Annotated in this window: 11 protein-coding genes; 6 read left to right on the forward strand and 5 right to left on the reverse strand. The window is 62.8% G+C overall.

What is annotated here, in order from left to right:
- The first annotated feature begins 33 nt into the window (after positions 1-33).
- Entirely contained in the window at positions 34-1,212 is a 1,179-nt protein-coding gene (locus tag NOX35_RS24820) for an esterase-like activity of phytase family protein (RefSeq protein WP_256495075.1), read from the forward strand.
- Positions 1,213-1,282: 70 nt separating this feature from the next.
- Complete coding sequence (gene proC, locus NOX35_RS24825) at positions 1,283-2,122, forward strand: pyrroline-5-carboxylate reductase (protein ID WP_256495076.1); 840 nt, start codon at positions 1,283-1,285, stop codon at positions 2,120-2,122.
- A gap of 81 nt (positions 2,123-2,203) precedes the next feature.
- Here the strand turns inward: proC and ubiA are convergent, their stop codons facing one another.
- The 5 genes from ubiA to recG all read right to left on the reverse strand — a co-directional run bounded on the left by ubiA (position 2,204) and on the right by recG (position 7,975).
- On the reverse strand, positions 2,204-3,085 hold the full coding sequence (ubiA, locus tag NOX35_RS24830; RefSeq protein ID WP_182284850.1) for a 4-hydroxybenzoate octaprenyltransferase: 882 nt from the start codon (positions 3,083-3,085) through the stop codon (positions 2,204-2,206).
- Between the two features lie 49 nt (positions 3,086-3,134).
- Positions 3,135-3,983 (reverse strand): phosphatase PAP2 family protein, encoded by an 849-nt coding sequence (locus NOX35_RS24835; protein WP_256495077.1) that lies wholly within the window; start codon positions 3,981-3,983, stop codon positions 3,135-3,137.
- Between the two features lie 97 nt (positions 3,984-4,080).
- A complete protein-coding gene (locus NOX35_RS24840; RefSeq protein WP_232538058.1) occupies positions 4,081-4,617 on the reverse strand; it encodes a Dps family protein in 537 nt (178 codons plus the stop codon).
- Positions 4,618-4,680: 63 nt separating this feature from the next.
- Positions 4,681-5,649 (reverse strand): LysR substrate-binding domain-containing protein, encoded by a 969-nt coding sequence (locus NOX35_RS24845; RefSeq protein WP_003050465.1) that lies wholly within the window; start codon positions 5,647-5,649, stop codon positions 4,681-4,683.
- Positions 5,650-5,791: 142 nt separating this feature from the next.
- Positions 5,792-7,975 (reverse strand): ATP-dependent DNA helicase RecG, encoded by a 2,184-nt coding sequence (gene recG / locus NOX35_RS24850; RefSeq protein ID WP_182284852.1) that lies wholly within the window; start codon positions 7,973-7,975, stop codon positions 5,792-5,794.
- A gap of 148 nt (positions 7,976-8,123) precedes the next feature.
- Between recG and NOX35_RS24855 the strand changes: the two genes are divergently transcribed.
- The 4 genes from NOX35_RS24855 (at position 8,124) to NOX35_RS24870 (ending at position 12,524) form a co-directional block, all read left to right on the forward strand.
- Positions 8,124-9,335 carry an HD-GYP domain-containing protein gene (locus NOX35_RS24855; RefSeq protein WP_182284853.1) on the forward strand — a complete coding sequence of 404 codons (1,212 nt, stop codon included), beginning with the start codon at positions 8,124-8,126 and terminating at the stop codon, positions 9,333-9,335.
- Between the two features lie 87 nt (positions 9,336-9,422).
- On the forward strand, positions 9,423-10,511 hold the full coding sequence (queA, locus tag NOX35_RS24860; protein ID WP_034377352.1) for a tRNA preQ1(34) S-adenosylmethionine ribosyltransferase-isomerase QueA: 1,089 nt from the start codon (positions 9,423-9,425) through the stop codon (positions 10,509-10,511).
- A gap of 127 nt (positions 10,512-10,638) precedes the next feature.
- Positions 10,639-11,493, forward strand: coding sequence for a Wzz/FepE/Etk N-terminal domain-containing protein (locus tag NOX35_RS24865; RefSeq protein WP_182284854.1), 855 nt, complete (start codon positions 10,639-10,641; stop codon positions 11,491-11,493).
- A gap of 104 nt (positions 11,494-11,597) precedes the next feature.
- Entirely contained in the window at positions 11,598-12,524 is a 927-nt protein-coding gene (locus tag NOX35_RS24870) for a DMT family transporter (RefSeq protein WP_256495082.1), read from the forward strand.
- The last annotated feature ends 6 nt before the right edge of the window (positions 12,525-12,530 follow it).

The following is a 12,530-nucleotide window of genomic DNA, read 5'->3' on the forward strand; positions in this document are numbered from 1 at the left end:
GAAAGCGATCGGCGAAAAGTACAAGGCACAAATGTGAACAATCCACGACAGCTCCGGCTTTGGGGCCTCGCGCTGATCTGCGCCAGCCTCGCTGCCTGCACGACGGCGCCGTTCGCACCCAGCCGCATCTGCAGCACGCCCCAGGCCCGCCCCTGGTCGCTGCTGGGGGAGATCCGCTGGCCACATGACCAGCTGTTTGCCGGCACTACCGTGGGCGGGCTGTCCTCGATCGACTACGACGCGGGCAGCAATCTGTACTACCTGGTCAGCGACGACCGCTCCACCCACGGGCCGGCGCGCTTTTACACGGCGCGCATCGAGTACGACGCCGGCGGCCTGTATCGGGTCACCATGCAGAGTGCCCAGCCGCTGCTCAGCCCCACAGGACGCCCTTACCCCAGCGGCCGCCAGCCTGGGCCCGGCATCGCGACCCCCGACGCAGAGGCACTGCGGCTTCTGCCTGGAGGGCAGTCTCTGCTGTGGAGCAGCGAGGGCGACTTTGCGCGCGGCTTCGGCCCGCAACTGCTGCAATCAGGCACGGACGGGCGCTGGCAACGCGAATGGCCGCTGCCACCCGGGCTGCGCCTGCCGGCCAGCAAGTCCGAGGGGCCGCGCAGCAACTTCACGCTCGAAGGTCTGGCGCTGAGCCAGGATGGCCGCACCCTCTGGCTGGCCATGGAGGCGGCGCTCAGGCAAGACGGGCCCCTGCCCGCAGCAGGGCAAGCGGGCGGCCCGGTGCGAATCACCGCCTATGACATGGACACGCAGCAGCCCGTGCGCCAGATGGCCTATCTGCCCGACGCCCTGCCCACCGGCCTGTGGCTGCAGCACCGTGCCATCAACGGCATCAGCGATGTACTGGCCGACGGCCCCGAGCACCTGCTGGTGCTGGAGCGCTCCTTTGCGCCACCGCTGCGCTTTGGTGCACGCATCTACCGCATCAGCACCCATGCCGATGCAAGCAGCGATACGCTGGGCCAGACTCGACTCGTGCCGGGCAGCTACCGCCCCGCAGACAAGGAATTGCTGCTGGACCTGGCCGACGCCGGCCTGCGATCCGTGGACAACCTGGAGGGAATGAGCTGGGGGCCGCGGCTGCCCGATGGCCGACGCGTGCTGCTGCTGGTCAGCGACAACAACTTCAACCCCGCCGAAGTCACCCAGTTCGTCGCATTGAGCGAGGAGCGCGACCGCTGCGGCGCAGGTTTATAGTGCCGTTCTGCGCCTGGAATCCGAACACAGGCTTGCCAACTTGCTGCATCGCAGAGCGAATCGAACCATCATGAGCCAGACTGACCACTCGACCACCGTTTTCCCTCCCATTGCCTTCATCGGCGGCGGCAATATGGCCAGTGCCATCATCGGCGGCCTGATCCGTCAGGGTGCTCCAGCCAGCGGCATCACCGTGGTCGAGCCTTTTGAGGCCACACGCGCTACGCTGAAGAGCAGCTTCGGTATCGACGCCCTGCCCGCCGCCACCGAGGCCCTGCAAAACGCCCAGCTGGTGGTCTGGGCCGTCAAGCCCCAGAGCTTCAAGGAGGCGGCGGCTCCCGTCGCCAGCCATGCCCGCAACGCCCTGCATCTGAGCGTTGCAGCCGGCATCACCACCAACAGCATTGCTGCCTGGACCGGCACCAGCCGCATCGTGCGCGCCATGCCCAATACCCCGGCCCTGGTGGGCAAGGGCATGACGGGCCTGTTCGCCCGCCCCGAGGTCGATGCCCAGGGCAAGGCCCTGATCGAGACTGTGATCGGCAGCACCGGCGAGTTCATCTGGGTGGACAAGGAAGAGCATCTGGATGCCGTGACGGCCATCTCCGGCTCCGGCCCGGCCTATGTATTCCTGTTCCTCGAAGCCATGACCCAGGCGGGCGTCGACATGGGCCTCAGCGCCGAACAAAGCTACAAGCTGGCCGTGGCCACGTTTGCGGGCGGCTCGGAACTGGCGGCACGCTCCAGCGAAAGCGCCGAAGTGCTGCGCCAGCGCGTTACCAGCAAGGGCGGCACCACCTACGCGGCCATCACCCATATGCAGGAGCAGAAGCTGCCCGAGCACTTCATCGAGGCCATGCGCAAGGCCCAGATCCGCGCACAGGAGCTGGCCGCCGAGTTCGGCAAATAAAAAACCGGCCTCGGCCGGTTTTTTGAATCTTTCTGACCTCAATCGTTTGTCAGTCAATCGATTCAAGCTATCAGAACAGGACTATCTCAAAGCAAACCCAAGCGCCACGCCTGCAAAGATCGCGGCGCCAATCCAGTGGCTCTTGCTGAAGGCGACAAAGCAGCCTTCACGCGTGCGATCCTTGATCAGACTGAAATGCCAGACGATCTGTGCCGCCGCCACGCCCATGCCCAGCCAGAAGGGCCAGCCCAGCCGATAAGGAGCCAGCACCCAGGCGATCAGACCCCAGCACAGGACAAAGAACAGCATGATGGCCGCGACATCGAAACGGCCCAGGGTGATGGCCGAGGTCTTCATGCCGATCTTGAGATCGTCATCGCGGTCCACCATGGCGTATTCGGTGTCATAGGCCAGCACCAGAAACATATTCGCCAGCCACAGCGTCCAGGCCGTGGTGCCGACCTCACCGGTCACCGCCGCAAACGCAATCACGATGCCGAAATTGAAGGCAATGCCCAGAAAGGCCTGAGGCATGGCAAAAAAGCGCTTGGTGAACGGGTAGAGAATCGTGAACAGCACGGCAGGCACCGACCAGGCCACCGCCTCCCAGCGGGTGGACAGCACCAGACCGAAGGCCACCAGCGCGAGCACCAGGCCGACCATGGCGGCTTCCCTGACCGAGATCTGGCCGCTGGTGATGGGGCGCTGAGTGGTGCGTTTCACATGCCTGTCGAAGTCGCGGTCGGCAATATCGTTGATGGTGCAGCCCGCGCTGCGCATCAGCACCGTGCCCAGCACAAAGACCACCAGCAGATGCCAGCCCGGAAAGCCCTGGCCGGCCACCCACAGAGCCACCAGCGTAGGCCAGACCAGCACCAGCCAGCCCGCGGGACGGTTGAAGCGGATCAGATCCAGATACAGCGACAGCTTGGAGCGCGGCGAAGCAGGGATGGAGGCGGACATGAGACGGGTTCCGAAAGGCAGGGGATCACGACCGGGCCCCAGGCCGCGGTCAGCGCAGCGGCAATTGTGCCTCGGCCTGCAACGCCCGGAGGGCGCCGCCCCCATGCTCGACACGGTCTGTCAACCAGAGCACCAGAGCCGTCCAGCCCAGACCCAGGCACAGACCCGCCAGCACATCGCTGGCATGGTGCACGGACAGCAGCACGCGGCTCAAGCCTGTGCTCAGGGCCAGCAGAGCCGCCACCGCAAAGACCCAGGGCCGCCAGTGCGGCGGCAGTCGGCGAGCGACCAGCCAGGCCAGCATGCCGAAAATCGCAGCCGTGCCCGCGCTATGGCCGCTGGGAAAGCTGAAGCCGGCCTCATAAACCAGACCGTCCAGCGGACGCGCACGCTGCAAGGTCCCCTTGATGAAACGCACCCACAGTCCCGTACCGGCCACGGCCACCACCCAGCTCAGCAGTTGCAGACCCTGGCGCCGCCACAGCAACCACAGGCCCACGACCAGGCTCAGCAGCCCCATGACGCGCAAATCTCCTAGCATGGTCCAGCCCTGCACCAGGGGCTGCAGACTGGGCGGCAGGCCTGCGCTCACCGCGCGCTGCAGCTTCAGATCCAGGGCCATCAGCCCCTGCGGCGACTGAAGGGACTGGGACTGCTGCACGCCAACGACCAGCAGGGCCAGAACAGCGCCAGCCAACCCAGCCACCACCAGCAGCCAGTTGCCGCCAGGCCTGAGATCCGCGCTGCGGTCCTGCCACAGCCACGCGGCCCGGCCCTGCGCACGCCAGCGCAGCATGCCGGCCGCGAGCAGCAGCAACAGCAGCAGCACCCAGATGGCATGGCTGTCCACCCACTGCGCCAGCAGGACCACGGGAGTCGCCGCAGAAAACACAGGCATTCCTTTCAGGAGCAAAAGCGAAAAAGCCCTGACGGGCCTCTGGAGGCGGGCCCGTCAGGGCTTGGAGAGTCCGCGCGAACCACGGCCCGGGTGCGGCTCACTCCTCGAGCAGGGAGCGCAGCATCCAGGCGGTCTGCTCATGCACAGCCAGGCGCTGGGTCAGCAGGTCTGCAGTAGGCTCGTCGCCGGCCTTGTCCGCACGGGGAAACAGCTGACGGGCCGTGCGCGCCACGGCCTCGTGGCCCTGCACCAGAATGCGCACCATCTCCAGGGCCTTGGGCGGCTGCGCCGGTGCGTCGGGCAGGCTGGTGAGCTTGCCGAACTGTGCATAGGAGCCAGGCGCATGGTGGCCCAGTGCACGGATGCGCTCTGCCACGGGATCGACGGCATTCCACAGCTCGGTGTACTGCGCCATGAACATGGTGTGCAGCGTGTTGAACATGGGCCCCGTGACGTTCCAATGGAAGTTGTGCGTGGTCAGATACAGCGTATAGGTGTCGGCCAGCAGCGCCGACAGCCCCTTGGCAATGGCGGCGCGATCCTCGTCGCTGATGCCTATGTGGATGCCTGCGGGCACCTGCGACGCGGCGTCCGACTTTTGTTTCTGCGATTTGTCCTTGCCTTGCTTGGTCATGCAATCACCTTTCAGGTTTAACGAATCCAGACTCCCGCCTTCTTCGAGCCGCTAAAGCCACGCTTACTGCGACAGGCGCTGCACTCCCGGCAGCGGGCAGGCGTATACGGCATTGCGCAGCGCGGCAATCGCCTCATAGCGCGTGAAGCTGCGCCGCCAGGCCAGCACCACACGGCGGGTGGGCGGCGCAATGCCGTCTTCCTCATGAATCGGAAGATAGCGAATATGAGGCTCATCGGCGCGGCGACGGCGCTCAATGGGAGCCAGTGCATCCTCGGGCACGGACAGTCGCGGCACCAGGGTCACGCCCATGCCGGCTGCCACCATGTATTTGATGGTTTCCAGCGAAGAGCCTTCGAAGGTGCGGCGAATGCCTTCGGAGTTGCTGGCATAGCGCGCGAATTCGGGGCAGACCTCGAGCACATGGTCGCGGAAGCAGTGACCCGCACCCAGCAGCAGCATGGTCTCGTTCTTGAGATCCGTGGTAGACAGACTCTTCTTCTGCGCCAGCGGGTGGGTGCTGGGCACGGCGGCCATGAAGGGCTCGTCGTACAGCGGCGCCAGTGCCAGGCCGGTATCCGGGAAGGGCTCGGCCATGATGGCGCAGTCGATCTCGCCCGTGCGCAGCATCTCCAGCAGCTTGACGGTGAAGTTCTCCTGCAGCATCAGCGGCATCTGCGGCGTCATATTGATGGAGTTGCGCACCAGATCGGGCAGCAGATAGGGGCCGATGGTGTAGATCACGCCCAGGGTCAGAACGCCTGAAAGCGGGTCCTTGCCGCGCTTGGCGATTTCCTTGATCTCGTTGGCCTGCTCCAGCACGCTTTGCGCCTGGCGCACGATCTCCTCGCCCAGCGAGGTCACCGAGACTTCGCCGGCACTGCGCTCGAAAATCTTGACATCCAGCTCTTCTTCCAGCTTCTTGATCGCCACGGACAGCGTAGGCTGGGACACATAGCATGCTTCGGCGGCGCGGCCAAAGTGCTTTTCCCGCGCAACGGCCACGATGTACTTCAATTCGGTAAGAGTCATAGAGAGGGGGTCTTTGGGATTCTCAATAACAGCATTGATTCATCCTGTTTTTGCATTCAATCACAAATTGCCAAGGCAAAAGATTACATATATTCCTGCAAAAACGTAACTCTTTACGTCTTCAAACGCAGGTTTGGGTATTTCAGGCCTTCAAATATTCGGCCTTTCCACCCAGCCAGCGGCTGACATGGCGTGCAGCCAGCGCAGGAAACTGCTCAAGCATAAGCGGTGCCAGCTCGCGCGCCCAGTCCAGCAGCATCACGTCCTGCTCGAGATCGGCAAAGCGCAGCATGGGGGCGCCCGACTGCCGGGCGCCGAGAAACTCCCCCGGGCCGCGAATCTCCAGATCCCGCCTCGCGATCTCGAAACCGTCATTGGTCTCGGCCATGGCACGCAGGCGCTCCTTGCCGGTATCGGACAGTCGCCCGTTGTCATTCACCGAATACAGCAGCACACAGGCCGAGGCTGCAGCGCCGCGCCCCACACGGCCGCGCAACTGGTGCAGCTGCGAGAGGCCGAAGCGCTCCGAGTGCTCAATGACCATCAGCGAGGCATTGGGCACGTCCACGCCCACCTCGATCACCGTGGTGGATACCAGCACCCCCATGACGCCGGCAGAAAACAGCTCCATCACGGCCTTTTTCTCGGCCGTGGGCATGCGCGAGTGCAGCAGACCCACCATGACACCGGGCAGCATTTCGCTCAAATATTCATGGGTGGCCGTGGCATTCGACAGATCCAGCGCTTCGCTCTCCTCGATCAGCGGGCAGACCCAATAGACCTGACGCCCGCTGGCGACCTGGGCACCGATGCGCTCGATCACCTCGTCCTTGCGGCTGTCCGAGATCAGCTTGGTGACGATGGGCGTGCGCCCTGGCGGCAGCTCGTCTATGGTTGAGACATCGAGGTCGGCGTAGTAGCTCATGGCAAGCGTGCGCGGAATCGGTGTGGCGCTCATCATCAGCAAATGCGGCTCCATTCCCGTGGCCGCGAGCTTTTGCCGCAACGCCAGGCGCTGGGCAACGCCAAAGCGGTGCTGCTCGTCGATCACGGCCAGGGCCAGATTCTTGAACTGCACCTGCTCCTGAATCACGGCATGGGTGCCCACGACCAGCGCCGCCTCGCCGCTTTCCACCAGCGCCAGCATCGCGGCGCGCTCCTTCTTCTTCTGGGCACCCGCCAGCCAGGCGACCTTTTTGCCCAGCGGAGCCAGAATCGGCTCCAGCCAGCCGACCAGCTTGCCGAAATGCTGCTCGGCCAGGATTTCGGTCGGAGCCATCAAGGCGCATTGCCAGCCGGCCTCGATACAGGCCACGGCAGACAGTGCTGCCACCACCGTCTTGCCCGAGCCCACATCGCCCTGCAGCAAACGATGCATGGGAATACGGCGCTCCATATCGGCCCGAATCTCTCCCACCACTCGCTGCTGCGCCCCCGTCAGGCCAAACGGCAGCTGCGCCAGAAACTGCTGCGTCAAATCCGCCATGCCGGCCTGCGGCCTGAGCACGGGCGCGCGCAAGCGGGCACGCTCGCGCTTGGCCTCGTACTGGGACAGCTGCTGGGCCAGCAGCTCTTCCGCCTTGAGTCTCTGCCAGGCCGGGTGGGAATGGTCCTCCAGAGTGACCAAGGCCACATCGGGCGTTGGATGGTGAAGAAAAATGAGCGCATTGCGCAAGTCATATGCCGGCTGCAGTCCATTTTGACCATAGAACTGCGCGATGGGAGGCGACTGCCCCGGTGGCAAGGTCTCGGACAGATCGGCACGCAACAGCGCCGAGGCAATGGCCCGGCGCAGATACGCCTGGGGCAGACTGGCAGTGGCGGGATAGACCGGTGTCAGCGCCGTGGGCAGCTCGCCACCCGCCACCCGAAATGCAGGGTGCATCATCTGCCGCCCCCAGAAACCGCCCTTGACCTCGCCGCGGATGCGCAGACGCGCGCCGGGCGCCATGGTCTTTTGCTGTGACGGGTAGAAGCTGAAGAAGGTCAGCAGACAAGTGCTGCTGCCATCATCCACGGTGACCTTGAGCATACGCCGCGGGCGCAGCTGCACCTCGCTGTGCGTGACCGTGGCTTCGATCTGCACCGTCTCGCCATCACGCGCGTTCTTCAGCAGCACGATGCGGGTTTCGTCCTCATAGCGCAGCGGCAGATGCAAAGCCAGATCGATATCGCGCGTCAATCCCATCTTCTGCAAGGCCTGCTGCGCCGGGCTGACGGTCTTTTTGGGAGCGGCATCCTGGTCCATGCCCGCCTTTTTCTCACGAGCGGCAGCGCGCTTGACAGCAGACTTCGGCTCGGCAACAGGCTTTTTTGACACAGACAACTGAGACTCCTTGACTACACTCCCCGCGACAGGGAAAGCAATGTATGTATATACAGCATATTCAGGTATGCAAACAACTGCCTCCAGCGCAACAACGTCAAAATCGCTACCATTCTCAAATTGTTACTGCGTGTTTCCGTAGAAATTCATGTTGAAGCGAGTTGATGTCGAGCACCTGCGCCCGGGAATGTTTGTGCACGAGTTCTGCGGCTCGTGGATGGAGCACCCCTTTTTGCGTGCCCGCCTCCTGCTCGATCAGCCCAGGGACCTGGAACGCCTGCTTGCCACCACCATCCGCCAGGTGTGGATAGACACCGGCAAGGGGGCCGACATCGCCCCCGACATCACGCCCGCAGAAGTCTCTGAGTCGCCAGGCGACGAAGCTGTGCCAAGCTCGCCGGTACGGCCCACCAGAACCAGCGTGGAGTTGCAGCAGGCCCGTCAGATCATTGGGCAGGCACGTGATGTGCTCAAGACCATGTTCAAGGACGTTCGCCTGGGCCGCCCGCTGGACCTGCCTGCCTCAGGCCTGCTGGTCGACGAGATGGCCGAGTCGATCAAGCGCAACCCCCATGCCCTGATCAGCCTGGCGCGACTGAAGACTGCGGACAACTACTCCTATATGCACAGCATTGCGGTGTGCGCGCTGATGATTGGTCTGGCACGCCGCATGGGTCTGGACGAGCACCAGGTGCATCAGGCCGGTATCGCAGGCCTGCTGCACGACATCGGTAAAAGCAGAGTACCGCCAGATGTTCTCAACAAGCCTGGGCCGCTGGATGCCGAGGAATGGGTCATCATGAAGTCCCACCCTCGCTGGGGCTACGAAATCCTGCTGCCTCAGGGGCTGGACGACGCCGTTACCGACGCCTGCCTGCATCACCACGAAAAAGTCGACGGCACGGGCTATCCCGACGGACTGAAGCAGGACGAGATCAGTCTGATGGCGCGCATGACGGCAGTCTGCGATGTCTATGACGCAATCACCTCGGATCGCCCCTACAAGCAGGGCTGGCACCCGGCCATCGCGCTGCAGCGCATGGCGCAATGGGCGCCCCATCATTTCGACAAGGCCATCTTCGAGCAGTTTGTCCAGACGGTGGGCATCTACCCGCTGGGCTCGCTGGTGCGACTGCAGTCGCAGCATCTTGCCGTGGTGCTGGATGTCTCGCCGAGCTGTTTGCTGACCCCGAAAGTGCGGCGCTTTTACTGCCTGCGCCAGCAACGCCGCATCACGCCCGAGATTCTCGACCTGGCGTGCCCCCAAGCGAACGACAGCATCGTCGGGCGCGAAGACCCTGCCGACTGGCCCTTCAGGAATCTCAACGAGCTCTGGAACCCAGCCGCTGCTCAGCCCTGAAGCCGGCAGCCCTAATGGCGATTTGCGACAATCGCCCACTTGTTTGATTGAACTTGGAACGGGCCTCGTACGGCCCTCAAGCACCGCATGTCTTCCTGCACCCGTGAATTCACACTCAGCGATTTCGACTTCGACCTGCCCGAATCACTGATTGCTCAGCATCCCACCGCCGTTCGCAGCGCCTCGCGCCTGCTTGACGGCCGCAGCCTCCCGGCCACCGACCGCATCTTCCGCGAACTGCCCGATCTGCTACAGCCCGGCGACCTGCTGGTCTTCAACGACACCAAGGTCATCAAGGCGCGCGTCTTCGGCGAAAAGGCCAGCGGCGGCAAGATCGAACTGCTGGTCGAGCGCGTGCTGCAGAACAACGAGGTTGTGGCCCATATGCGCGTGAGCAAGAAGCCCTTGCCTGGTGCCAAGATCCATCTTTGCGGCGGCCTCAAGAACGGCGGTTTCGAAGCCACCCTGCTGGGCCGCTGGCCGGACGAGAACGGACCACTGTTCCATCTTTCCTTCAAGGGCAACCAGGGCGAATCGCCCTATGAATTGCTGGAGCAGTTCGGCCACCTGCCTCTGCCGCCCTATATCGAGCGCCAGCAAAACGCCGAGCATGATCCGGATGAAAAGGAAGACAGCGAGCGCTACCAGACCGTGTTCGCAGCCCACCCTGGTGCCGTGGCCGCACCGACCGCCGCCCTGCATTTCGACGAGACCGTTCTGGCCGCCCTGCAAGCCAAGGGCGTGGAGCGCGCCAGCGTCACCCTGCATGTGGGAGCCGGCACCTTCCAGCCCGTCAAGACCGAAAACCTTGCCGACCACACCATGCACAGCGAGTGGTACGACATTCCCCTGCCCACATTGGCTGCCATGGAGCGCTGCCGCCAGCGCGGCGGCCGCATCATTGCAGTGGGCACCACCACGGTGCGCACGCTGGAGTCCTGGGCCAAGTACGGCAATATCAGCGGCGACACCAGCATCTTCATCACCCCGGGCTTTCAGTACCAGGTGGTCGACATGCTGATCACCAACTTCCATCTGCCCAAAAGCACGCTGATGATGCTGGTCAGCGCTTTTGCGGGCTATGAGCACATCATGGGCATGTATCAGCATGCGATTGCCCAGCATTACCGCTTCTTCAGCTATGGAGACTCCATGCTGCTGGAGCGCCAGCGCTGATCTGCAACACATTGGAGCCGCTGTGCCGGCTCCTGGCATAAGGAGTTACAGAAACACTGGGGTCAATCTTTTCTTAGTGGTAGATTTCATCGTTTTGTCAAAGTGCTTATTCATTTAGAAAAAATCAATGGAAGTTCAAACCCCACAAGATGAAGAGCTGGATCTGCTGGATCTTTTGGTCACTCTCGCAGAAAACTGGAAAATTCTGATTTTCGGCCCGCTGCTGGCTGGCATCGCGGCCTATGGAATCGCCCTGGCGATCCCCAAGACCTACGAGAGCAGCGCATCGGTTCAGGTGGAGCGTGCCGGCTCCAGCTTTACCGCCCCCATGGCCGCCAGCCTGGCGATGTCTGCGGACGTGCTGCAACAGATTGCCCCCGTTGCAGGCCTGGACGATGGCCTGACCAAGGAGGAAATCTATAAAAAGCTCAGCAAGCGCATCACCGTCAATGTCGGCAAGCAGGACAAGCTGCTGAATATTTCAACGCAGGCCAAATCGCCCGAAGCGGCTCAAAAGCTCAACCAGGCACTGCTGGACACCTTGTTTCCTCTGAGCAAGCCACGCGGCCTGGAAAAAAAGCAGCTGGAAGTGCAGTTGGCCTCCGAAAAGACGCGCCTGGAGGAGTCCCTCAAGCTGGAGCATGACACCTCCGCCAATCTCTCCTCGGGGAAAAGTGTCACCGAAGCCACCAGCCGCCTCTATGGCGAACTGCTGACCGCCAACAGCAATCGCCAGAAGGGGATTCTGGACATGGAGCGCCGCCTTGAAGGTCTGGACAGCGACGATGTGATCCAGATGCCGACCCTGCCCGAGCTCTCCATCAAGCCCAAGAAGCCCATGCTGGCCATTGGTGCGGCCGTGGGCACCGGCTTCCTGCTGCTGCTGTTTGTCTTCATCCGGCAAGCGCTGCGCACCGCCAAGGAGTCTTCGACCGAGCAGGCCGAAAAAATTGCGCGTATTCGTAACGCCATGCCCTGGTAATCCGTCTTCACCCCATCCAGTGCCCGCACCTCACAGTGCGGGCATTTTTATGGGCGTCACAACCCAGGCCGGCAACTTCATCCCCCTAGAATTCCTCGCTTCTCTTGTCGCAATTCGCTACGGACATGCTCCCCAGCTGGCTCTCTCCCACACTTTCCCCGTCAGCGCAGTCGGCCATCCGCGGTGTTCTGCTCACCATATTCGCCTGTGCGCTGTTTGCCGTTCTGGATAGCGCCACCAAGTTCACGGGAACACTGCTTCCGGTTCTCATGGTTCTGTGGCTGCGCTTCACGGCCCAGGCCCTGGTCACCAGCGTGCTGGTTTTACCTCGGCACGGCTTTTCGGCACTGAGAACCCAGAACTTGAGTTTTCAGCTTCTGAGAGCGATCTCGGGGCTGTTGACCACGGTCTGCGCCTTTTTCTGCATAAAGAACATGCCTTTGGCCAATTTCACGGCCATCTGGTCAGCGGCTCCGCTGTTTATCGTGGTGGCCTCGGCGCTATTTTTCAAAGAGAAGGTCAGCCCTGCCCGTTGGTCGCTGCTGGTGATCGGTCTGCTGGCAGTGATTGCCATCGTCCGACCGGAAAACGATGGACAGCCCTTGGGCCTGGCCGCTCTGTGGCCGGTTGGTCTGCTGGTATCGGGCACCACCTACCAGGTTCTCGGAAGTCGCCTGTCGCGCCTGGATTCACCTCCTACCACCCAGCTTTACTCGACCTGGCTGCCCTTGCTGCTGACCACGCCTCTCATAGGCTTTGTATGGCAGCCCATCGATGACTGGCAGATCTACGCAGCGGCAGCTGTGATGGGCCTTTGCAGCGGCATTGGCCACCTGATGCTGCTGCAGGCATACACCCACGCCACGCCCGCAACCGTGGCGCCTTTCCTCTACAGCCAGATCGGCTTTGCCATGCTGATGGGCTGGCTGTTTTTTGGGCAGCTTCCCGACAGCACATCGCTGCTCGGAATGACGGTGGTGACGCTCAGCGGCCTGACGGGCGTCTGGCTTGGAATCAGGGAAAAGCGCTGAGACAGC

This window comes from Comamonas sp. C11, assembly GCF_024496285.1.
GTDB classification, from domain to species: domain Bacteria; phylum Pseudomonadota; class Gammaproteobacteria; order Burkholderiales; family Burkholderiaceae_C; genus Comamonas; species Comamonas testosteroni_F.